Genomic DNA, 23,469 nt, shown 5'->3' on the forward strand with positions numbered 1-23,469 from the left:
ATTAAAGATAGCCATCACATCTTTGTCTGGGTAGATCTCCTTGGGCAAAACTCTTTGGCTTTTAATCTCTGATTCCAGGGGTAACTGAGGGTAATATTTTTCCTGCCGTTTGCCTGCGGCATATTTATTGTCTTGATAAAGTAATTTATCAGATATTAATTCATGCATACATAGGCCAAATAGGTAACGCTAACTCTTTGGAAGTATAGACCAAATACATTGAGGATAATTATCTGCTCAGTAACAGAAAAAAACTTCAACAACATTTGTTAAATGGCAACCATAAAAAAGCTCCTGTTCATCAAGAGCTTTCTTATTTTAACTAGGGTCCTATTAGTCAGGCGGTTAGATAGAGGTAAAAGGCGTAGAAATTTTTTACCATGCGATACTAAGGTTTATCGAATAACGTCTGTCTGATTCATCACCATACTCAGGGCCCGTTTCTTCTTCATAGGTAGCGAAACCGAGTCGGAACACTGAAGCAGTAAAGTCGATACCTGCGGTTAAGCCTCCTTGATAAACACCTGTGGCAACTTCTAAAGACGACCAACTGTTCTCATAGATTAAGCCTGAGATACCAAAACGTAGACGTTTAATAAAATCACTATCTTTGTAATCGCTATAACTTACTTTACCGCTTTTATCTAAATTATAGATACGGTATTTATTAGCATTAAACAAATCAACATAATCTAGCGCAATACGTGTTTTTTTGATGAAAGGGATAGTTGGCTCAATTGAGGCTCCAATATTGACCGTTGTCGGTTGTCCTCCATAGCTATCGTCAAATTCTAGGTTACCTATATTCATAATACTTAAACCAATAGCAGGGTTGAGATCTTTCATATAAATAAACTGATAAATCACTCCTAAGTCAATCGAGTAACCATCGCTATCACTTTCCATTCTATCGCGAAGTTCATCACCTATATCATCACCATTTAATAGATCACCAGGGGTTAGTTTACCTTCAAAAGATTTCTGGAAAAGGTATTTTGCACCTAAGCCAACGTGTATATTTCCATTACCTACTTTCTTAAAAGTATATGAATATGCAGCTGTTATTCCACCATAGCCACGGCTTTGTACTTCTAGAATGCTATCTATATTGTTGGCATGTGGGGTTAAGTTAACATCCGTAGCGGCTAATAAACCAACAGTCCAAGCATAGTTACCATGGTTTTTGCTTACTGAACTATAGTTAGCGACATCAAGGTGGGTACGTTGACCTGAATATTTTTCCAAAACATCAATGATTTCATCTTCATTATCACTGTCTATAGCATCACCTAAGTCGCTTACAATATCGCTAGCATCAGAGCTGGCGGCGACATTGATACCAAGAAGCTCGACAATAAAGCCATGATCGGTTGGTAAATTGGCAATACCTGCCGGATTAGAAAATACCGAACTGCTGTAACCACCTGATGCTATGTTTGCACCACCCATTCCCATAATGCGCATATCCTTGTATAGATAAGCGAGATCAGCTGCATTTGATAAAGGCGCTAATGTAAGTCCAGCTAGTACTGGCACGATCCATTTTTTCATTATGAAATTCCTTACTTTTTATTTAAATAATTAATAATGTCATCCATAGTGAAACAATCTTCACCCTCTGGTACTGCTGAACAGCCTTCACTTTTTATTTCTAATTTAAAATCATCAATGGACTGTTGAATATCTATTTCACTATCTTGACCAGAGTTTTTAATTACTGCTTCAATATTGTCAAAGCCACTGTTTAATGCATCTAATAAATAATCTTTAACATTAAGGTCTTTTTCGCTTTGACTTAGAGGGCAGGAATAACAGGTATTTAGGTCAGTATCAGTACAAATGGCATAGTCAACTTCACAGTAGTTTTTAGTAAATATGGTACTACCAAGAATAGTTGACTCTAGAAAATACTCCGGTTCACCTTGATAACTGATGGTTAAATAGTTATATGTTTTTTCACTACCGTTACTTGCAATAAAAGTCACTGCTTCGCTGTTATCAACGGTTACACCCGTTTCACAATTGTTATATGGCGTTGAGAAGTTGTTATCAGTTTTATGCTCATAGCTATATTTAAGTGCGCAACTTGAGCGAAGCATCGAAGGGTTATCGCCACTTTCATTAGCAGCCCATGCAGCAACATTGCCACCGGTAAGTGCATCAATGGCCATAGTGGTTTTTAACACATCAATAAAACCGGTGATCAAACATACAGTTTTTTGTGCCGACGTAGGGAATTCAATTGATTTACAACTATTAGTTTCAAGATATTCATCGAGTGAAGTACGCGAAATATCTAAGTCTGATAGTGCAGTTGGTGTCGCTGATTCGGTAATTTCAGCAACAAAACTTTCAAAAGTAAGTGCTTCGGTAGCGGTTTCATCTTCAATCATGGCCCGCAAAATAACGGGTAGCGTCAAACCTGACTTGCCTAAATAAGCACTACTTACATCCACCAAATACTCGTTTGTAGGATAGGTTTGTTGGCAACTTTCATCAGCAAGACGGGCAATAGCTGACTCAAACTTACCTTTGTCTAAATCGTTTTGAACGTAATAACGACACAGTTCACTTTCGGTATCATCACAACCGGTAATTAATAAACTCACGGGAATTATAGCGAGTAGATAAGCTGTTTTCATGGCAATTTCCTTATGCTATTCAAAAATATACTTTTTAATTTAAGCTGTTGGTATTTATTAACTCTTGAAAGTATAGGCTTCTTTTTAAAGAAGCCTGATTAAATACTTAATTAATAAAGTGATTGAATGAGTCTTATCAGAGTAAATGAAAGTTTTAATAAATCAAAGTGGGCTGTTAAGTTATATAAGAGAGCTGGCGCAACTTTTGTATACACGGTGTGTTTTCTTGATTGGGCTATTTAATTTCCCATAAAAACAGGGTATAAAAGGGCGCCAACCACCACTTTTCTAGCTATTGGAATGCCTGTTTATTTATGAAGCAACTCGACCTTAATTCTTTATCTGTGTTTATTACGCTTTATCATGCGGGGTCGACTCAAAAAGCCGCTTTAAAACTTAACCGCTCACAATCTTATGTCTCTAAGGTACTAGCAAAATTAACAGAAGACCTTGGCGAGCCATTATTCGTACGTACGTCTGCGGGATTAGAGCCAACAAGCTACGCAAACAATATTGCGCCAAAGGTGAAAGAGGCGTTAGCGTTGATGCATAGTGCCCTTGAGCCGGAGTCTTTTGATCCATTAACACTTGATAAAATAACCATTCACCTGGCTGCACCACTTATTATCCCCATTGGTAAGACATTGATAGCAAATATTAGACAACAAACGCCGGCGGTTATCGAACTGCGAGAGTGGAACTTACACAGTGAAGCCTTGTTACTCGAAGAGCAGGTAGATTTAGCTGTACACGTACTCAAAGACAGACCGCAGAGTTTATACCAAACGAAGCTTATGTCGGTAAGTGGTCAATTTATTGGCAATCGCCAAGGGGAGTTTGTCAAAACTATTATCGATGATTTCAACGCATATAGCGGGATCTATCAATTGATGGATGCCGAGATAAAGCCGGGTATCATCATAGATAACCAATATCTGTCGAGGCAGTTAATGGATGATCACTTCACCTATGGCCTTGCAAATGATCCACAAAAGAAAAATACGCCAACGGATGTGGCTATGATTTGTAAAGCCACCAGAAGAAGCTCCGCAAAGGTGCAATGGCTTATGGCGCTGTGTGCGCCAATAGTGAAGCAAGCGCAGTGGTAATAGTTAAACCTAAGTATGTAGGCGTTTATTGCTAAGCTAACTAATCTTTCTGTAATGTTATAAGGGAGTTTGAAATCACATCAAACGTATACATAAAACGTTGAACTATCCTTTTACTTAGCAACAAAAACATCAAGCACAAAGGCTTTTAGTTAATTTTTCGATTATTTCATCGTTTTCACTATTAATATAAATATCTAGAGCGCCTCCCAAAAACACCACGAAACTAAGTAAACCTATACCTGTCGCTGAATTAATAACACCATAAATCATACCTGTAGAGCCTATGGTTATCCTAGCGTAAGCCATTATTGAACTTGTTCTGCCCCCTCCGTGATATAGGCTTTTCTCTTGCATGGCTACTATTTTTTTATCTTCATCGCTACACTGTTCACTTGCTAATACATTGAAAGAAAGTGCTGTTGTTAGTAATACTGCTGTTATTAATTTTTTCATTATTTTGATTAAGCTGCTATTTTGATGGCGGGATCAGGGTTTAATTCTTGGGCCAGCGATTGCTCATTCTTCGCCAGCGCGGTTAATAGGTACATCATGCCTTAAATGAAAAAATCATATGGAATAACGTTTATTCCATATGCCTGTTACTCTTATGAATTCCCGTTTGAGTGATATAGATTGTTAATCTGGTTTTTTATAATAAGAAAGTCGATACATAAACGGTCTATTTTAAAGGCTCAACCCCCTATCCACATTGAAGATAATTTTGTCATTTCGATCGTTTTAACTATAATAATTACCATGAATACAATAGCTTTTATTGAGGCTTGGTATGAGATTCAATTTATCTTCATTAATATTAAGCATCGCAGTTATTATTACTCATGCATATTTAACTAATTCAACTACTCAGGCAGAACAATTAAACTCTGCTCAGCAAGCCAAGACAACAGAAACTCAATTCAATTTATCTACGGTAGATCTTATCAATGGTTTGCAAACGGGCGGCTATATTATTTATATGCGCCATGGAATGACCAACCATGAACAAAAAGATAATACTCAGGACTTTAGCGACTGTACGCGGCAGAGAAACCTATCCAATTCAGGACGTGAGCAATTGGAACTAATTGCTAATGCTATTCGTGAATTAAAAATACCAATAGGTGATGTTTTATCTAGCCCTTATTGTCGGGCGAAACATACTGCCGATATAACCTTTGGAAAATTCACCGTTGAGTCCAAGTTACAATTCTCTATTAGTAAGAATCTTGAAGAATCGCAACGCTTGGGTGAACAACTTAAACAAATGATGTATCAAGCTTCTACAGAAAATTCTAATGCAGTTTTTGTAGGTCATACATCAAATTTACGTGACGGTTTAGGCATTTGGCCTAAACCAGAAGGTGTGATTGTTGTTTTTAAAAAACAACAGGGTAAATTACTATTTTTAGGCATGATCAAACCAAATGAATGGCCTAATTAATACAATAATAGTGGTTAACTTATGAAGTTATTTTCTTACCTCTCACTGCGCAGCCGGTTTTTGATAGCACCTATCATAGGCATAATATTAGCAATACTCTTATATATAACGAGCGATGCCATTATTCGTGAACATAGTGCGGTCCTGCAGCGCCTAAGCGAAAGTAACCTACCACTGATAACAAGAGTTAGTCAAAGCTCTTTGCTTTTAGGTGACGAATATACTCAACTAACCCTATTATTATTATCAGCGCAAAAACATCAAGACGAAGAGCAGGTTTACCTTGAAGGCCGGAAAATATTAAATAACCTGCATGAAATCGAACAAAAGTTTTTAGTTGGTATAGGGAACGGAAGTTCTGGAGGTGGATTGCATCAAATAGAGCATTTACGGAAAATAAAAGCAGCTTTTATATTATACAAAACGGCAGTTATTGGTGCGATTGAGTTATCCAGTGTTGACGTTAATCGCGCCGAGCAAGAATTATTATTAGCAGGCAAAGTGTTACAAGATTTAAACAGACTGTTATTAACTTTATCAAGTACTCACATTGAAGCAATGACTTCCGCTTCCACTTTAATTGAAATATCACTAGGGCAAAACAATGCACTGAACGTGGTGGCGATCTTCTTGATATCGCTGATGCTGATTTCTGCATTATATTTTTCCCGAAACCTAGCAAACTCGTTAGGAAATATTAACCAAGCGCTACTTAGTCTTTCGAAAGGAAATGACATAAACAGCTTACCAGAACAGAATGACGAATATATGCAGGAATTAAACAATGCAGTAAGCCATTTCGCCAGTGCGTTAGATGAAAATAAGCGACAGGCAGCGGAGTTAAAACATAAAGTTGCTCTTTTGACCGATAGCGAGAAACGCATTGCTGCTTTATTAGATGTAACCGCAACCGCTATTATTGCCATTGATAGTTCACAAAAAATAGTATTATTTAATAAAGCAGCCGAACAAATGTTTGGTTTTGATACTAAAAATGTAATGGGGGAAAATGTTTCACTATTAATTCCGCAAGCTTATCGAAAACAACATGCAATTATAGTGGATTATTTCGAGGAAGGCACAAGAGAGAGTAATTTATCTCTGAATACAGAGTCATTAACCGCGCTCAAAAAAAGCGGTGAAGAGTTTCCTATAGAAGCTAAAATTTCCAGATTAGAGCTTGCTACAGAAACGATAAAGACAATTTCGATAAGTGACATTTCATTTCGTGTAGAAGCAGAAGCTGTTTTATTAAAGTATCAAGAAGAGCTTGAAGATAAGGTTAAAAAAAGAACATTTGAGTTGCAGTCTTCAATCGAAGATTTACAAAGCGCACAAGGTTTATTGGTAGAGTCAGAAAAAATGGCCTTACTTGGGCGACTCGTTGCAGGTATTGCCCATGAACTGAACACGCCTATAGGCATATGTGTTACCGCTGCTAGTTATTTAGATGAAAAAATTACTGTATTGAATACTGCCTATGAAAGTCAAAACATCCGTAAAAAGGACTTTGTAAATTTCGTTGATACAGCGTCTGAAACAACTCGAATGTTATTGGTAAACTTAATGCGAGCTTCAGATCTTATTAGTAGTTTTAAATTAGTTGCTGTTGATGTCTCTAGTGAAATGCCTCGAAAATTTAACTTGCATGACTATATAAGTGAAGTGATTACTAGTCTTAGACCTGAAACGAAGCAATATTCACATAAAATAAATGTGATAGGTGATAGATCGTTAACTGTTGAAGCTTTTCCAGGTCCGATTTATCAAGTCATCACTAACCTGGTGATGAACTCTATAATTCATGCATTTGATAGTGATAAACAGGGAGAAATCAGAATAGAAATTAAAAGTGAAGCAAGTACAGCCACAATACATTATAGCGATAATGGCGTGGGTATCCCTATCGCTAATATCTCGATGATTTTTGAACCTTTTTATACAACTAAGCGCGGGTGTGGCGGAAGCGGTTTAGGCATGTATTTAGTGTACAATTTAATAACATGCAATCTCAAAGGTAAAATATCCTGCCGTAGTGAAGTGGGAAAAGGAACCGAATTCATCATTGAATTTCCGGTAAAACTAACAGACGGGTGATATCTAGATTAAGCACTTGGAAGTATTAATTTGATATAGCGTATTTAATCACAATCATCTTCGCCTAATGCGCTACCAAGAGTTAGAGTTTTAAGCTGCATAGTAAACGCAGTTTTTAAATCCTAACTATTTTCGTATGCCTAACTTGCTCAATTTCACCACAAAACAATTATCACTGAGCAATAAACCTAAATTAATTACTATTTTTTTCATAACAAACGTTATGTATTTTATGTGATTAATGTTGATTACTTTACTTGAAAAGGGAGTGGTTAGGAGAAAAGTAGTGTCATTAATTAAGTTAGCTAACAGGTCAAACAACAAATTGGTTAACCTGTGTATAAATTAATCAGTGAAAAGTAATTAGCTCACTGTTAGACATGTGTTAGACATAGTAAGTAGTGAATTGTTTTTTACTCTTTTCGCTAAACTGTAGATACAAAAAAGCCCTGCATAACAGGGCCTTGATAGTAGTAATATGGTCGGAGTAGCAAGATTCGAACTTGCGACCTCACGTCCCCCAGACGCGCGCGCTACCAAGCTGCGCTATACCCCGACAATGTAAACTCTAGGGATAACGAGTTTACCGCCTGTATATTAATGATTTATCGAGCTATTGCAATGATAAATTACTGAATAGTTAGCCCTAACTGTTTAACCGGCTAACTATTACTCGATATTGGGCGATTTCTCTCAACTTTGTTTAGCTAAATGACGTTTACTGTTGTTCTTGCTGAGTAAACTTCTTAATAAAATGTACCCCATCAATCATTAACGGGAAATCTGAGCTTACCGTTATTGGTGATTCAAATTGTCTTGAGTAACTTTGAAAATTGCCATTTTGGTCAACAAACACTGATTTATCTTTATTAAAGATAATAATGCCTTTATCGGTGGTATTGGCAATCACTCTGTCTTTATTCAATGACGGTAAGTCACTGCCATTACTGTAGTTAATTTTACAACCTAACCATTGGGTCATTAAGGTTGGCTGTAAGTCCATATTACTGGTATTAAAGCTCACATCTTTATGGCTTACGCTAGTTTCTTGCGGATATATAAATAATGCGGGTTTAGTGTTTAAACGCGTTTCATTACTTTGATTGCCGATAGAGCTAATCCAAATGATATCTTTTTGTGCTTTTTGTTTCTGTGCCAATAGTAAAGCATCAACAAATAGCTCAAATTGATATTGGTTATTGTTTTTTACTGCTTTATTGGCCTTAGTTATATGGCTATTTTTAAAGTAGATAATATGCAAACCAGGGGCTTTATTATTTAACTTCTCAGCAAAGAGTAAACTTGAAACATTGATCAGTTCAGTTTTTTTACTAAACAGCGCTTCAAACCAACGAGGTTCGTTGATGGGGGTGTTTTCATCGGAACTAGCTTCTGTATCTTCTAGCGCAGAATTAGCGGTAAATTCATCAGAAATAACCGTTAAACTTGTTGCTAAGGCTTGTTGGTCAATACGCTGAAACAATAGTGGTTTAACACCTTGCTTTAAAATATCTTGTTGATAAATACTAGGTAAAGAATAAAGTAAGTTAAACCAAGCATCGTCATTTAAACCGGTATCAATATTGTTGGTTAAATGTAAGCTAATAGCATTGGCTCTATGGCTAAATTGATTTAGCTGACTAATAGAGACTTGTTGCTCTGTTAGAATTAAAAATACCGAGTTAGCCGGCGTTGTATTGGCTACTTCACTCGGGCAAAGCTCTGCAGTAATAGTCGGGTAACTAGGAATAGCGTGACTAAACGATAAAGGGCTATTTTTACGCTCGATATAATCGTCAATATTAAATAAGCCATATTTAGTTAACAGCGTTTTAGCGGTGGCCGGATAAGATAAAGGTAATACTGTGTCTTGGCGTAAAATATCATAATCAAGATTCGCATCAGCCCAAATATGGCTTAAATGACTAAAGAAGAATGATAAAACTAAAGCAAAAATAACAAAGCGAGCAAAGACCGTTTTTTGTAATTGCCTTAAGTGCTTCCAAGCATAATTACTAACAATAAACTCAAAACCTAAAATAACGATAGCCAGTGCGCCACCTATAGTGAAAAACAGGCTGTTTTCTTTGGCAATTTCTTGTAGCAAGCTAATGATTTGTGAACTTGAAGAGGCGTTTAAGTGATAACCCAAGCGACTATAGATAAAGGCATCGAGCATCAGTAATAATAAACCCAGGGCAAAAATGATAGAGCCACTGGTTCTAATGAACTTTGTATTAGGGAAAACGAGCGTTAAAGGAAACAACACCAAAACAAAACTTATAAAGGTCAAAAAGGCAATATGACTCACCCAAGTTGTTATTAAGTAAACTTGGCCAAAGAGTGTTGTCGGTGCGGGATCACTAAATAAATAGTAAGAGGATAGTGCGATTGCTGCTAAAATATTGAAAAATGTGAACCAATGGCTCCAACTGATCAAGTGTAATAGTTTTTTGCTATAGCTTTTTGTATCAAAAGAAACCATTGATTATTATTCTTCTTTTTGCAGAGAAATTGAACTAGTAAGTATTTAAACTGAATAAGGGCTTAAACAGATTTTTTTAATGCGCGGGTAAAGTTGTCGACAACAGCACTACGTTTGCTTTCAGGTACTTGGCTAAGCACGTGAGTTACCGCATTACCTAAACACATTAGACCTAAATCAGGTGTTGCTTCTTCTTTAATAAGTACCTCAAGTAAATCTTGGATAATTTTTTCTACACGTTCGTTCGAATATTTAGATACAATAGGCATAATAATAGTTTTCGTTAATGATAAATTTAATTTATCTAGTTTATCAAATGCCTGCACCATTTAATATATAGCAGATATAAAACATCAACATTTAAAGCAGAACATAAAAATCATATGAGCATAATAATTCAAAACATTGCACTACATTTTTTGTCTAAGAAAGAAGATACTGGTGAAGTTGTCTTACGCCTAGGGCCAGAGATTGCTGATTTCACCCAAGAAAGTGCCAAAACGACTAACTTTGTTGATGGTTTACACACCATTTATAATGCCAAAGGTAATAAAGCTTACGGCAGTTTTTCAGCAATGCCGAGTGAAGGTGATGCCGCGCGCTTTGTTGATTTAATGGAAAGCTACTTAACCGAACAGCAAAGTTTTTATGATTTTAGTACGCAAGCAGCCAATGTACTAAAAAATGAAATTGAAAAATATGACATAGAAGAGACCGGCTATTTTGTTATCTGTCATTATGAATACATGGGTGGCCGTTACTTATTAGTAGCAGTTATCCCGGTGTCTGAGCATTACAGTGTTGATGGTGAGTTAAATATTTCAGCGGCGCAGCATCTAGATACCAATAAAATACAACTGGCAGCCCGTATTGATTTATTCGATTACAAAGAAAATGACCAAGGTAATCGTTATATCTCGTTTATTAAGGGCAGAGCAGGTCGCAAGGTATCAGACTTCTTCTTAGATTTTTTAGGCTGTGAAGAAGGTTTAAACGCCAAAGAACAAACCCAAACATTGGTACAAGCGGTTGAAGATTATGTTGCGGTAAATCAACTCGACCCAGCAGAAAAGCAAAAAACACGCAAAGATTTACTGAGCTACTGTAAAGAGCAAAAAGCCAGTTCTCAAGATGTATCACTGCAAGAAATTGGTAAAGTTATTGAAAGTGCAGGTGCAGAGCAAGACTTTTACCAGTTCTGCCAAACACAGTCGTATCCTATTGAAGAGTCGTTTCCACACGAGCAAGCAGTGGTTAACAAAATCACCAAATATTCAGGCTATGGTAATGGCATAAGCTTAAGTTTCGAGCGTAGTCATTTTGGCGAAGACGTAGTGTATAATCCACATAATGACTCGTTAACCATATTCAAAGTGCCGCCTAATTTGAAAGAGCAATTAATGGCACTGCTTGAAGGTGAAAAAGTTGAGGGCGAACAAACCCCAGAAGAGTAAATACAGATAATTCATGGTAACGCATAACTATAAAGTAACGCGTTACCCTAGCTTTAAGCGCTACCATACAAAATATACAATTATAAAACAGTTACTTACTTTATATATACAGTGACTGATTAAAATCATAAAAATTTGGAAAACGAAGATGACAAATCAAAGCAATAGCTCAAACAGTGCCTCAACGGATGCTGCAATTAGCACATTAACCATCGCCCGTCCTGATGATTGGCATGTGCATTTACGTGACGGCGTAGTATTAAAAAATACCGTAGCAGACATTAGTCGTTATATCGGCCGAGCGATTGTAATGCCAAATTTAGTACCGCCAGTAACGAATGCCGCGATAGCACAAAGTTATCATGAGCGCATTATGGCAGAAGTGCCAAATGCACATTTCAAACCACTAATGACGTTATATTTAACAGATAAAACTACAGCAGCAGAAATTATTGAAGCGAAAGAGTCAGGTTTAGTTTATGCGGCAAAATTATATCCCGCTGGTGCAACGACTAACTCTTCATCAGGTGTCACGGATGTTGCCAACCTAATGGAAGTTTTCGCTGCCATGCAATCAGTTGAAATGCCGTTATTGGTTCATGGTGAAGTGACCGATGCTGAAATCGATATTTTCGATAGAGAGCAGGTTTTCATTGATACCATTTTACAGCCGTTAGTTGCTAACTACCCGAATCTTAAAATAGTGTTAGAGCATATCACCACTAAAAATGCGGTGGACTTTGTTACAGCCGCTGGTGATAATGTTGCCGCTACTATTACCGCGCATCATTTGCTGTATAACCGTAACCACATGTTAGTTGGTGGTATCAAACCACATTATTACTGTTTACCTATTTTAAAACGCAATATTCACCAACAAGCATTAAGAGCTGCGGCAACAAGTGGTAGTAAAAAATTCTTCTTAGGTACTGATTCTGCGCCACACGCACAATATGCTAAAGAGTCAGCTTGTGGTTGTGCCGGTGTTTATTCATCTTTTGCGGCAATCGAATTGTATGCGGAAGTATTTGAACAAGAAAATGCTTTAGACAAGTTAGAAGCATTTGCTAGCATTAATGGCGCAAATTTTTATCAATTACCAGTAAATACAGATAAAATAACCCTAGTTAAAAAAACTTGGCAAGTACCAGCAACCATGACTTTTGGTGATGATGTTGTAGTACCTGTTCGCGCAGGTGAAGATGTTTTGTGGACTGTAGCAGACTAACTCATTAAGTTAAGTGAGTATTATCTTAAGGTTTAAAGTAGATAATACTCACAAAAGAGTTAAACCAATTTAAGTTGAGAGCCAAAAGTTAAAAAAGGAAAAAAATGCAATTATTTGTAGATGATCTTACCGTTATTGATTTTTCATACCTGTGTAAACAGCGCGGAATTGTAGGTGAGAGCTGGATTGTTGACGTATTACTCGATGGATCGTTAAACGACCAAAGCATGGTGCTGGATTTTGCCGTAGTTAAAAAGCAAATTAAAGCCATTATTGATGATGCCGTTGATCATAAATTGGTATTGGCGATACAAGAGCCAGCATTAACGTTGGCCGATTCACCACATAACGAAGGTCATCAAACCATTGACTTCAATAGCGATGTGGCAAATTACTATTTGCAATCTCCAGCGTGCGCTTTTGCTTCTATAGACTGTTTAACCATCACAGTAGCTGCGGTGACTAAACACTTAACCGCTATTATCTTGGCGCAACTGCCGGATAATGTGCAAGGATTAACATTGGTACTACGTCCGGAAGTCATTCCGAGCGATTATTATCATTATACTCATGGCTTGAAGTTACACGATGGTAATTGCCAACGTATTGCTCATGGTCATAGATCAAAAATTAAGATTTATGTTGATGATAAAAGGGATGCTCAGTTAGAAGCGCAGTGGTGTCAACGTTGGAAAGATATCTATATTGCCAGCGAGGCCGATAGAATATCTGTTGATGATATTGAGTTATCTGCTCATGCAATGAACAATTTGACTCCCGATCACCAATATTTTAGTTACCATGCGCCACAAGGTCGATTTGATATCGCCGTTGATAAAAAAATATTAGAAGTTGTTGATTGTGATTCAACCGTGGAACTACTGGCCGACTTTATTTTAAGACAAATAAAAGCTGGTCATCCTGAACTCGTAAACAATACCGTGCAAGTTGTTGCTTATGAAGGCGTTGCTAAAGGCGCAATTGTAAATGGGTAGCTCTCTAAACAAGTCCTTAGTTGCTTTGGCATTTGCTGCGAGCTTTTCTGCGAGTGCTTTTCATAACACTAGCCAAAAGTTCGAGTTAAGCGGTGAAATTAAACAAGGCGGATTAATTGTTGGTAAGACATTACCGAACAATACCGTCACCTTAAATGGCAAGGTAATTACCGTTTCTAGAAACGGTGATTACACCTTTGGGTTTTCTCGTGATGATAAACAAAGATACCAATTAGTGATTACTGCGGTTAATGGTGATCGGGTAACAAAAACCTTAATACCTTCAATACGCGAGTATAATATCCAGCGTATTGAAGGCATTAAAAAAAGCATTATGCAGCCAAACCCTAAGTCTGTTGCTAGAGCGCAACAAGACAGCAAACAGGTAAAAGCGGCTCGAAAAATTTCAAGTGAACTGGGTTATTTTGCTCAAGGATTTATTGCGCCAATCAAAGGTACCATTACCGGTGTTTATGGCAGTCAGCGAGTATATAATGGCGTGCCTAAAAACCCTCATTTTGGTTTAGATTACGCCGGTAAAACTGGCGATCCGGTGAAAGCTCCGGCATCAGGTACGGTATTACTTTGGGTTCCCGATATGTTTTATTCTGGTGGTACCATGATAATTGATCATGGCCAGGGCGTCAGCTCAACCTTTTTACATTTAAGTAATTCTTATGTAAAACAAGGCGACCAAGTTAAACAAGGGCAGGTAGTAGCGGCAGTGGGTAAAAGCGGCAGAGCAACCGGACCTCATTTAGACTGGCGCATTAACTGGTTCGGTGTAAAAATTGACCCAGCGTTAGTATTAAAACTGCAACCCCTCGATTAACTTTACTTAAAATCATTTAATTCCCCTAAGGTCACACTATGCCTGAACACGGCTATTCGCTGCTACGCATTATTATTATCGACAGTTTTTGGCAGGGTCAAGTAAACGAACTTGATCTAACCGGCCACACTCAACTTGAAGGCACCAACGGTGCAGGCAAAACCTCATTAATGCGACTGTTGCCACTTTTTTATGGCATGCGACCGAGTGATATTGTTAGCAAGGTAGATCAAGCAAAAAACTTTGCCGATTTCTACCTACCACGTGAGTCCAGTATTTTAGTGTACGAATACCAAAGACCCTTTGGACAAAAGTGCCAGGTGTTAGCCACCAGTGATGGTCGAGGAGTGCACTTTAAATTTATTGATGCTGCTTACGAACCAAAGCACTATATCGCCAATAAACAAGGTGGCAAGGCGAAGTCTTTTACCATCAACGAAATAGAAAAAAACTACCGTAGTATTAATGCAGAATGTTCAAAGTTTCTCGGTATAGATAAATACCGCCAAGTGATTCAAAATCTACGCAGTGGCCGTAAACACAAAGAAATTAGATTACTGCAAAATCGTTTTTCTTTTAGTGAGCAAGCCTGCCCACACATTGATAAAGTGATTAACGGCACGATAGAAAAAAACCTAGATTTTGAAGCCGTCAAACGCATGTTAGTGGCTATTGCCAGTGATCATCTTGCCAGAGATACCAGTGATGAAAAAGAACAACTCAGTTTAAATAAAGCCGATATTACCAATTGGCTTGCGGATATCCAGGCCAGTCGCGCTATTAAAAAAGTAGCCGATAAAATATCTGTTTGGCAAAATGACTTTAGTGCCTTCACCAGTTTATTAAACAAGTTACAACATCTGCACGCGGAAGTAATCGCGCATCAACAGCGTCTAGAAATAAAACAGCAAGACAGAGAAGAGCTGAAGAAAAGTAGTATTCAAACACGTAACAAACTCGATACCGAGTTAGCCAATGCCACAGAGCAATATCAAAAAGCTTTATTTGATTTAAACGCTAAGATTGATGCCGACTTAAGTAAAATAGACTTACTTGATGAAGACAAACTTAACTATGAAGACGATGATGCCAGTAGTTATCAAATAAAGGCCGAGCAAGCACCACAAATTCAAGCTGAGCTGAATGAAGTGATTGCCGTTATTGATGCCTTTGAAGGTAACATCACTAAAATAGGGCAAAAATTTGATAAGCTAATTCAAAAAATAGAAGTAGAAAAGCTTAAAGCCATCAGTAGTAATAACGAAAAATCTGCACTTATTACGCGCACGTCAAATGAACAGCTATCTCATATTAATGAAGTATTTCATCAACAAGAACACGCTCTTAATGCTCAATTACATAGAGAAGAGCTTAAGCTGCAAAAAGATCAGCAGCAAATACACTATCAATTAGATAGTGCCAAACAACAACTTGCCCAGCCAGTAATATCGCCAGAATTAATTACTAATATTGACGATAACATGCAAGCGTTAACTCAGGCTCAGCAAAGTTATAATCAACTACTTCAGCAAGAGTCAGAGTTACAAAAACAACAATATAAATTAGAAAAACAACAAGATAAACAATTAGTTCAGCGCAGTGACGCGAGTCGTTACCTAGAACAATTGCGCCAAGATTATCAACAAGTTGAATTACAACTGCTGCCAGAAGCTGGCTCTTTACACCATTACCTAATTAACGAGCCGCGAGCCGGTAATTGGCAAAATGATATTGGCCGTTTACTGACTACCGAACAATTATCGCGTACTGATTTAAATCCACAGTGGCAAGAAAATCAAAGTTCATCCACAAGCCTTTATGGTTTATCACTGGATTTACAGCAACTGCCTTGTGACGATTCATTATTTTTAGACGAAGCTCAGCTGCGCGAAAAACGCCAAGTTATCGAGACTAAGTTACAAGCGCAAACAGATAAAATTAGCCAGCTTGATGAGCATTTAAAATTAATCATCAAAGAGCTTAATCAGCTTAAAATTAATGTCAGCGAACAGACACAAAACTTAAGCCAGAAAAAGTTAACCTTGGGTCAATTGCAAACACAGCAAGAAAGCCTAGTGATTAAAAAACAACTGGCTATTAAAGCACACCGCCAAACAGTCGAGACACAAGTACAAAGTTTCAATCAGCAAATTAAAGCCCTTCAAAAAAAGCAGCTTAGCTTTGAAGAAGATAAAAGCGAGCAATTGCATGAACTGACTAATGACAAGTTAGAAAAGTCTATGATTGTTGAAAGTGATAGAGACATTCAGTTGACGGAATTAGCTGAGCAACTTAGCGCTTTAAAGATTAATGCCAAGCAACGTACTGCAGATCTTAAAAAACAACAAGCCAGCGATATTGAACACCTCGATCCGGAAGGTGAAGTAGACAAACGCATTGCGAAGCGCATTACACTAGAGCAAGACTTACAACAATGTTCGGTGTTTGCCCAAAAGGCGCGCGACTATCACAGTTTTATCAATGAACGTTATTGTCATCGTGATGCCTTGGCTGAAGAAAACCAAAACAGAAAAATTACTAAGCGTAACCTAGAGTCAAATAATGAAGACACTAGCATAGCGCTATCATCTGAAATTAATGAATTAAAACTGTTAATTAAGAAAAATAATCTAGAAAAACAAGCCACCGATGATTTATTAGTACAGCTTAATGATAATAAACGTTTGTGTGAAATGTCTGCCATAGAGTGCGAACTTTCAGAGCAAGAGCCGACAAACCAAGCCGACTTAACCGTTAGCTTTTGTCATGATTTTTACCAACAATTCAAAGCCATTGAAAAACGTTTGGCTAGTCAGTTAAATACCTTCAGTGAACGATTTAGAAAAGACCACTCTGGCAGTGAGCTTTATGAAAACTGGCAAAACCTGTTGCTTGAAAACGATAATTACTCTGGTGCACAAGCGCTGTTTAAATACCGTGAGCCGATTAGCGAATTATTAAATAGTGCCGAGCAAAAACAGCAAAGTACTTATCAATTAGTTACCGTTAACGCCACCATGATCAACGAGTTTTATCAGCATATAGAAAACTTTGGTCGTCGGATAAAAGAAATCGGCAAACGTTTATCAACTAAGGTTACGGCCTTAGCGCATTTTGAAGCGTTAGCCGATATCAATGTGACTACGGTAATGAAGCAAGAAGAGCTCGATTACTGGGGGCCATTACAAAAGTTTGCCGAAGTTTTTGAATTACATAAAGATCAATTGCGAGATGGCCTTGGCGATGTTCCTGACGAATTAGTTTTCGCTATGCAAAAGTTAGCCAGTTATTTACCTAACGAAGGTTTTGTCTTAGCCCACAATAATTTGTTCGATTTAGAATTTACCATTGTTGAAAAAGGCCAAATAAAATATGCGCGTAATGCAAAACAACTGAAAAAGGTTAGTTCAACCGGCTTGTCTTACTTAGCTATGTTGTCTTTATTTGCTGGCCTTTTGGCCATGCTGCGTGGTGACAGTAAACATGCCAGCCAAATAATTTTGCCTGTTGATGAACTCGGTGAACTCGCGGCAGAAAATATTGACCTGTTATTACAAATGTTTAATGACAACAATATTAGTATGTTATCAGCGTCTCCATCAACAGACCGTCATATTTTATCCTTGTATAACCGTCATTATAAATTAAAAGACAATAAGATTTATCATGCTGAAATTCCACAATCTCGCTTAGATGAATTACTCGCGCAACGTAATAAAGTGTCGACGAGTACTGATGAAAGTACAGAGATAAAAGTAAAGGGAAGTACTGAGGCAAGTACACAAGAAGTCAGTGCAAAGGAAGTAAGCAATGTTTAAAGAAAGTATTCAAAAACTACTTTGTGGTACGGTTATTTGTCAAACGGCTTATGAAGCCGAATATTTGTATTTAAAAGCGGAAAGCCATAGCGATAAAGTGAATGACTTCTTAGCTAATTTAGATCGAAAACTTACCTATCTTGATAGCGCAGATGCCTATTACTGTACTTTTAATCAGGTTGATGAAAGTAACGAGCACGAACTCAGTATTTTATTTAGTGAGATGCGTAGCACTTTTAGACCGCTGGTGGAGTTTTTAGATTTACTGCTAACGGCGACACAAGCGGATTTACCTATTCGCGCTAAATCAGTTTTGAATATCAATGAATTATTCGAACCCTTTGAACATGATCAAACCTTGAGTGAACAATTACGGCGCTTAACTTCAATCAAGCCTTTCAAAACCAATAAAACGGAAACCCGTGAGCAATTAGTCATGGTATTTCAAAAGCTGGAAGAAATGCATTATTTTGTTCGTAAAAATTCTGGCAGCAGTAGATATTATGCCACCGCACGCTTTGATTTAATTTATTTGTTGATAGAATTTTTAAACGATGCTGAACTGGTAACTTTACCTGAGCAAGAGAAAAGCCAACAAGATGAGCTGTTATTTTAAATGATAATTTTAATAGAGAGCTCTAATGGCAGGATTTGATTCTTCACAAGTCGCAACTTTACTCAGACAAATTGGTGCCTACAATGACTTACTCGCCAGTGCCTATGTTTTTGGCTCAATCGCGAGTGATGAACAAGACGCCAACACCATAAATTTGTTGCATAAATCTGGCTTGATCAGACCGGATGATTCTCCTGGTGAATATCGAGTAACCACAGATCTTAAGCGCATGTTAAACCGATTAATGCGCAAGCAAACTAGCTATCGTCAACTTACCGACATGGGTAAAGTCATTGAAGCTATTGAAGAAGTGGTAAAAGATTATCAATTAGCGACTATAGCCAAAGAGCAAGAAGATGCCGAGTATTATTTAGATCAGCTCGATGATTTACTTTATGAAACAAAAGATAGTCTAAACAATAATTTGGAGAATATGCACTTTGCTATTGTTAGCCAATTTGGTTTCGTCAGTAGCTTGTCTAACAAAATACGTCAAAACGAACGTTACTTATCGCATGCACAAAAACTGTTAAATGAACTGCAAAAAATTGACCCACATGACTGTTATCAGTGGTTAGATTGGCTTTGTCCTAATGAGTTTGCGCGTAAAATATCGAGCTTTGTTTATTGGTATAACCAAATCTTACCTAAGCTGCGTTTGATTATTGATAACATGCGTATTAGTTTATTTCGCTTACGTCGAGATGAAAAACAGGCCAGTCAATTACGAAATATGGCGCGTTTTTTACGTAAACATCCTGAATTTGATCTTGATGAAAAACTCTATGAGTTACCAGATTTACCGGAGCAACTGAAATATTCACCGGCAATGCCATTGCGCAGTTATGTCGATACTAAGCAAACTGATATTGAACAAGATTTACTGGTTTTAGTGCAGTCATTACGCAAACAAGCAGTAGTGACACCAATAAAAGCCAGAACTACCAGTGAAGTCAGTTTTAAGCCAATTGAGAGAATTGCCGCCAAAGAAGATTTTTTTGAAGAACAAACTGAGCTGTTGTTTGAACGTGTGATCATCAATAACTGCGCAGTTTCAGCGTTAAGCTTTTACCAAGAGTTCCAAAATATTTGGTTGGCAAAGTCACAAGTTATTACACCAAAAGAATGGATAGAGTTAGTATTTAGTTGCTACTGTAAATTAACCAGTGCCCAACAAAAGGCGCTGAATATAAAAATGAAAGGTGCTGCAGTTACTGGCACTACTGATAACTACAGTTATAGTGATGTAGTTATCGAATTAAGAGGCGAATTAAGAGCCTAACTAAAAACACCATACATTTAGATTTTGCTATTTTTAAAATGATCAGCTACAAAAGTGTTTGGTGTTTTGGTACGATCTGCTGCCCGGTATAAAATATCTTGTATCACCACAGGGCAAGCATCAGCATTAACCCATACGCCAGTGGAACTTCCTAAAACTTGTAATGAATTCTGTCAGAGCAGTACAAACTGGCAGTTATAGGCTATTTATTACTAGAAAATATCTCCTAGAAAAATCTGAAAACACTGTTAACCGTACAAGTCAGTTCGCTGCAAAAATATATCGCTGGTAGCATCAAGCGCGGAAGTATCTTCTTTGGCAATAATTTCGGCTTTCGACTTAACACCTGGCAGGATGTTGTTCACGTAGAATTGAGCACTAGCGATTTTACCTTTATAGAAGGCTTCGTCTTGTGGGTCTTCGAGGTTTTTCAGTTTCTGCACTGCAATGACCGCACCATCCAGCAATAACCATGACAATGTTACTTCCGCCATCATTTCGAGGAAACGGGTTGAAATAGAAAAAATAAGCTCCAGTTTACGTTCTTTTACCCAAGTGCCCATAAGAGCATGAGTCTTGACAAATATTAGCAGAGACTCTTCCAATGCATCAGTTTCGGCTAACAAGATACCAGCGTCGCGGTTACGAGCAATGCTTGCTTTAACCTGATCTTGATAGACTACCAACAGCTTTGAGCTGCGGCCCATCGCCAATTTGTCTTTAATCAAGTCAGCCGATTGGATAAACGAGGTGCCTTCCCATATTGACAGAATCTTCACGTCTCTCGCTACCTGCTCTACAGGATGGTCTTTGACGTAACCGTGTCCACCGTAGACTTGTATTGCCAATTCCGCGATTCGCCATGCCTGGTCTGAGGTATAGGCTTTGACTATGGGTGTCAGTAGATGTACCAGCGATTCGTGGTGTTTACTCAGTGTCTGATATTCTTCTGATTTTTCTTGGTGAAGTGTTTCCAGTGCCTGCAGGTTGGTGACCCAGCTTTGATGGAAAGTCAGCTTGTGGATCAGTGCCCGGCAGCCTTCTACCTTGGATTTCATTTCAAGCAGCATACGGCGCACGTCTACGTGGGCCATGATGGAGACTTTTTTCGCCCTGGGGTTAAATGCTTCTTTAAAGCTGCTGCCCTGAACACGATTTTCGGCGTATTCGGCGGCACTCATGTAAGCCCGTCCAGCCAAACCTAATGCGTAGATGCCTGTTGAGATCCGTGCCATGTGCATCATGGTTGATAGTTGTCGTAGACCGATATTTTCCCGTTCGCCTAATAAGAAGGCTTTACATGGACCGTTGTCGCCAAAACTCAGTTGAGCGGTAGCGCAGCCGTGGACCCCCATTTTATCTTCAAGTCGAACACAGCGAACATGGTTGTCTACTAAAGAACCATCATCCTGCAAATCAAAGCGTGGTACGATAAAACAAGATAATCCAGTGGTGCCCGGACGCGCGCCCTCTACCCGAGCCAGCAACATGTAGACGATGTTGTCGGTTAATTCGTGCATACCACCCGAGATAAATATCTTGCCACCTTCAATATGATAGCTGCCGTCATCCTGCGGGATGGCTTTAGTGGTGATCGCACCCACATCACTGCCGGCTTGCGGTTCTGTCATGCATAAACAGGCGGTCCACTCGTTGGTGGCCAGTTTATGGCTGAAACGCTGTTTTACCTCCGCTGTAGCAAACCTTTCAATAAGATACATTGCAGGGGCGCAAAATCCTGGGTAGATCATAAATGACGGGTCAGCCCCTTGGAATACTTCGTAAATCATTTGAGCGACAATATATGGTGATGACAAGCCGTCATAGTGCTGTGGCGAGCTTAACCGACCCCATTCGGCTTCAGTGTATTTTTTCCAGATCTCCTGATATTTTGAGGGCAATTTTACCGTGCCATCGTCAAGCAGTTTACACCCTTCGCGATCGGCTCGTTGGTAATTGGGGCCTAGCTCGTTATAAGCAAAATCGCGAGCATGAAATAAGAGTTGCTGGATAAATTCTTTGTTGTACTCGGCATTTACTGTCGGGTCGAGCAAGTTGTTTTCGATGTCGAATTGCTCCCACAACAGGAAGTTAAGTTCTCGCAAGTCAACTCGGTAGTTATTGTTAAAATCCATGATATCTCTCTTTGTTTTTTGTTCTTTTGGTATTTATGCTTAGTAAAACAAGGCTAAAACAACCAACTGCCTGTCAGACGGACATTGTTTTTGCTGGGGTTCAAGCCATATTCACACAAGTCGCAGCCATTAAAATTTTGCCACTGCAGTCGAGCTGAAAAATTGTCACTAAAGGATTTGAGCAGCTCAATCCGATGCAATTGGCTGCCATCATCCAGACTTATCTGTGAACTGAGCCGTAATTGCCATAGGTCTTCGCTTTCCATTGACATAAACATTAATGAAAAATAACGTTCACGTACCCAGCCTTGGCTCATTAAATCCAGGCCTGCATAGGTATTTTCGTAGTCAGCAGCTGGATTGGTCGACTGATTTTGGCGCAATCGTTCGGCACTGGCTGCGGCATCGACAGTCAGGTCTTCCCATTCTTGTTTATTGGCACCGTGTTCGTTGTAAAAATACTCGCCAGTCAACGTCCAACCCGAATCTGCTGTATAGGTGGAACCAAGAACTAATCGCTGGTAATTGGACTGTTGCTTGATTTGCAAGGTGCTGAGCATTTGTCGATAGCTGTGACGGGTCCACTCTGCCCGAAAGGTGATTGAGTCGGTCAATAAGCTACTGTAAGTGGCACCGAATGACAGATTATGTCCTTCGACTTTGTGCAATAATAATGAAAATGAGTCGTTTTGTTGATAACCCAGTCGTAATACTGCTTCGGTATTAGCATCAACATAAGGACTCTCGCTCGCTACTAGGTAACCGGAAAACGACCATGGGCCATTAAAATACTGCCCGGATACCATGTCCCAACCTTTGCTTTGCAGCGGGTTGTCTTGATCGATATAAGGTAAGCTGCGCTGGGGTTGCAGCATGTTGGCAATGTCGTAGTTATAGCCGTTACTCCACTGTGGTTTGCTGCGACCCAGCTCAATTATCAGGTTGCGATCTTTACTTTGCCATTGTGCCAGTCCCTCAAGCAAGTAGCTGTCGCCAGCATTTTTTTTACCATCGTCCAAATAGCGGAGATAAATTCTGGCGCGGGTTTTCCACTGATTTTGCCAGTCATTTTCTAACTGACCATCCAGTGATATAAGTTTGACGGCATCGGAAAACAGGTCTTTTCCCGGGTTAAATGGGTGATCACTGCGAAGGTTGTTATCCTGATAATAGCCTTTTAGCTCTATCCGGTTATTAAGGTTATTATTAACTTCCCTTACATCATTTTCAAACGGGTCGTCAGCAAACGGATCATCACTTATGTTGGAGTTGTTAGACAGAGCTAATGGGCTGGATAATAAGGCGAGTAGTAGCCAGATTCGTAACATCATC

17 protein-coding genes, 1 tRNA gene and 1 pseudogene are annotated in these 23,469 nt (G+C 38.6%); 10 read left to right on the forward strand and 9 right to left on the reverse strand.

Annotation, left to right across the window (positions count from 1 at the left end; genetic code table 11):
* Positions 1-375 precede the first annotated feature (375 nt).
* Entirely contained in the window at positions 376-1,551 is a 1,176-nt protein-coding gene (traF, locus tag HRT55_RS15875; RefSeq protein WP_291622839.1) for a conjugal transfer protein TraF, read from the reverse strand.
* Between the two features lie 11 nt (positions 1,552-1,562).
* Entirely contained in the window at positions 1,563-2,642 is a 1,080-nt protein-coding gene (locus tag HRT55_RS15880) for a hypothetical protein (RefSeq protein ID WP_291622841.1), read from the reverse strand.
* Positions 2,643-2,956: 314 nt separating this feature from the next.
* Here HRT55_RS15880 and HRT55_RS15885 point away from each other — a divergent pair, with 314 nt between their 5' ends.
* A complete protein-coding gene (locus tag HRT55_RS15885) occupies positions 2,957-3,751 on the forward strand; it encodes a LysR family transcriptional regulator (RefSeq protein ID WP_291622843.1) in 795 nt (264 codons plus the stop codon).
* 132 nt (positions 3,752-3,883) lie between these two features.
* Here HRT55_RS15885 and HRT55_RS15890 read toward each other — a convergent pair whose 3' ends face one another.
* Positions 3,884-4,207, reverse strand: coding sequence for a hypothetical protein (locus HRT55_RS15890; RefSeq protein ID WP_291622844.1), 324 nt, complete (start codon positions 4,205-4,207; stop codon positions 3,884-3,886).
* Between the two features lie 334 nt (positions 4,208-4,541).
* Between HRT55_RS15890 and HRT55_RS15895 the strand changes: the two genes are divergently transcribed.
* On the forward strand, positions 4,542-5,195 hold the full coding sequence (locus tag HRT55_RS15895; RefSeq protein WP_291622846.1) for a histidine phosphatase family protein: 654 nt from the start codon (positions 4,542-4,544) through the stop codon (positions 5,193-5,195).
* A gap of 21 nt (positions 5,196-5,216) precedes the next feature.
* A complete protein-coding gene (locus HRT55_RS15900) occupies positions 5,217-7,292 on the forward strand; it encodes a PAS domain-containing sensor histidine kinase (RefSeq protein ID WP_291622848.1) in 2,076 nt (691 codons plus the stop codon).
* A 479-nt stretch (positions 7,293-7,771) separates the two neighbouring features.
* On the opposite strand, the gene HRT55_RS15905 is transcribed toward HRT55_RS15900, so the two are convergent.
* From HRT55_RS15905 to HRT55_RS15915, 3 genes are all read right to left on the reverse strand, one after another.
* A tRNA-Pro gene (locus HRT55_RS15905) sits at positions 7,772-7,848 on the reverse strand.
* Positions 7,849-8,010: 162 nt separating this feature from the next.
* Positions 8,011-9,777 (reverse strand): DUF3413 domain-containing protein, encoded by a 1,767-nt coding sequence (locus HRT55_RS15910; protein WP_291622849.1) that lies wholly within the window; start codon positions 9,775-9,777, stop codon positions 8,011-8,013.
* A 62-nt stretch (positions 9,778-9,839) separates the two neighbouring features.
* Entirely contained in the window at positions 9,840-10,046 is a 207-nt protein-coding gene (locus HRT55_RS15915; protein ID WP_291622850.1) for a DUF1414 domain-containing protein, read from the reverse strand.
* Positions 10,047-10,160: 114 nt separating this feature from the next.
* Here HRT55_RS15915 and yejK point away from each other — a divergent pair, with 114 nt between their 5' ends.
* From yejK to HRT55_RS15950, 7 genes are all read left to right on the forward strand, one after another.
* Positions 10,161-11,231 (forward strand): nucleoid-associated protein YejK, encoded by a 1,071-nt coding sequence (gene yejK / locus HRT55_RS15920; protein ID WP_291622851.1) that lies wholly within the window; start codon positions 10,161-10,163, stop codon positions 11,229-11,231.
* Positions 11,232-11,427: 196 nt separating this feature from the next.
* Positions 11,428-12,459 carry a dihydroorotase gene (pyrC, locus tag HRT55_RS15925; protein ID WP_291623084.1) on the forward strand — a complete coding sequence of 344 codons (1,032 nt, stop codon included), beginning with the start codon at positions 11,428-11,430 and terminating at the stop codon, positions 12,457-12,459.
* Positions 12,460-12,563: 104 nt separating this feature from the next.
* A complete protein-coding gene (locus tag HRT55_RS15930; protein WP_291622852.1) occupies positions 12,564-13,454 on the forward strand; it encodes a 6-carboxytetrahydropterin synthase in 891 nt (296 codons plus the stop codon).
* Positions 13,447-14,286, forward strand: a complete 840-nt coding sequence (locus HRT55_RS15935; RefSeq protein WP_291622854.1) for a M23 family metallopeptidase — start codon at positions 13,447-13,449, stop codon at positions 14,284-14,286. The genes HRT55_RS15930 and HRT55_RS15935 overlap by 8 nt, the downstream gene beginning before the upstream one ends.
* Before the next feature lie 38 nt (positions 14,287-14,324).
* The gene (locus tag HRT55_RS15940) at positions 14,325-18,104 is read left to right on the forward strand and encodes an ATP-binding protein (RefSeq protein ID WP_291622856.1); all 3,780 of its coding nucleotides are present in this window, start codon (positions 14,325-14,327) and stop codon (positions 18,102-18,104) included.
* A complete protein-coding gene (locus tag HRT55_RS15945) occupies positions 18,097-18,720 on the forward strand; it encodes a hypothetical protein (protein WP_291622858.1) in 624 nt (207 codons plus the stop codon). The genes HRT55_RS15940 and HRT55_RS15945 overlap by 8 nt, the downstream gene beginning before the upstream one ends.
* Before the next feature lie 25 nt (positions 18,721-18,745).
* Positions 18,746-20,002, forward strand: coding sequence for a hypothetical protein (locus HRT55_RS15950; protein ID WP_291622860.1), 1,257 nt, complete (start codon positions 18,746-18,748; stop codon positions 20,000-20,002).
* Between the two features lie 38 nt (positions 20,003-20,040).
* On the opposite strand, the pseudogene HRT55_RS15955 reads toward HRT55_RS15950, so the two are convergent.
* The 3 genes and pseudogenes from HRT55_RS15955 to HRT55_RS15965 form a co-directional block, all read right to left on the reverse strand.
* Positions 20,041-20,112 (reverse strand): annotated as a pseudogene (locus HRT55_RS15955) (YaiI/YqxD family protein); the annotation flags it as partial.
* Between the two features lie 138 nt (positions 20,113-20,250).
* Entirely contained in the window at positions 20,251-22,137 is a 1,887-nt protein-coding gene (locus HRT55_RS15960; protein ID WP_291622862.1) for an acyl-CoA dehydrogenase, read from the reverse strand.
* 53 nt (positions 22,138-22,190) lie between these two features.
* Positions 22,191-23,468 carry a hypothetical protein gene (locus HRT55_RS15965; RefSeq protein WP_291622864.1) on the reverse strand — a complete coding sequence of 426 codons (1,278 nt, stop codon included), beginning with the start codon at positions 23,466-23,468 and terminating at the stop codon, positions 22,191-22,193.
* Between the last annotated feature and the right edge of the window lies 1 nt (position 23,469).

Source organism: Colwellia sp. (genome assembly GCF_013214175.1).
GTDB lineage: Bacteria > Pseudomonadota > Gammaproteobacteria > Enterobacterales > Alteromonadaceae > Colwellia.

Coding starts and splice junctions, on each gene's coding strand:
- traF (WP_291622839.1), bottom strand. CDS start 1,551: ATGAAAAAATGGATCGTGCCAGTACTAGCTGGACTTACATTAGCGCCT.
- HRT55_RS15880 (WP_291622841.1), bottom strand. CDS start 2,642: ATGAAAACAGCTTATCTACTCGCTATAATTCCCGTGAGTTTATTAATT.
- HRT55_RS15885 (WP_291622843.1), top strand. CDS start 2,957: ATGAAGCAACTCGACCTTAATTCTTTATCTGTGTTTATTACGCTTTAT.
- HRT55_RS15890 (WP_291622844.1), bottom strand. CDS start 4,207: ATGAAAAAATTAATAACAGCAGTATTACTAACAACAGCACTTTCTTTC.
- HRT55_RS15895 (WP_291622846.1), top strand. CDS start 4,542: ATGAGATTCAATTTATCTTCATTAATATTAAGCATCGCAGTTATTATT.
- HRT55_RS15900 (WP_291622848.1), top strand. CDS start 5,217: ATGAAGTTATTTTCTTACCTCTCACTGCGCAGCCGGTTTTTGATAGCA.
- HRT55_RS15910 (WP_291622849.1), bottom strand. CDS start 9,777: ATGGTTTCTTTTGATACAAAAAGCTATAGCAAAAAACTATTACACTTG.
- HRT55_RS15915 (WP_291622850.1), bottom strand. CDS start 10,046: ATGCCTATTGTATCTAAATATTCGAACGAACGTGTAGAAAAAATTATC.
- yejK (WP_291622851.1), top strand. CDS start 10,161: ATGAGCATAATAATTCAAAACATTGCACTACATTTTTTGTCTAAGAAA.
- HRT55_RS15930 (WP_291622852.1), top strand. CDS start 12,564: ATGCAATTATTTGTAGATGATCTTACCGTTATTGATTTTTCATACCTG.
- HRT55_RS15935 (WP_291622854.1), top strand. CDS start 13,447: ATGGGTAGCTCTCTAAACAAGTCCTTAGTTGCTTTGGCATTTGCTGCG.
- HRT55_RS15940 (WP_291622856.1), top strand. CDS start 14,325: ATGCCTGAACACGGCTATTCGCTGCTACGCATTATTATTATCGACAGT.
- HRT55_RS15945 (WP_291622858.1), top strand. CDS start 18,097: ATGTTTAAAGAAAGTATTCAAAAACTACTTTGTGGTACGGTTATTTGT.
- HRT55_RS15950 (WP_291622860.1), top strand. CDS start 18,746: ATGGCAGGATTTGATTCTTCACAAGTCGCAACTTTACTCAGACAAATT.
- HRT55_RS15960 (WP_291622862.1), bottom strand. CDS start 22,137: ATGGATTTTAACAATAACTACCGAGTTGACTTGCGAGAACTTAACTTC.
- HRT55_RS15965 (WP_291622864.1), bottom strand. CDS start 23,468: ATGATGTTACGAATCTGGCTACTACTCGCCTTATTATCCAGCCCATTA.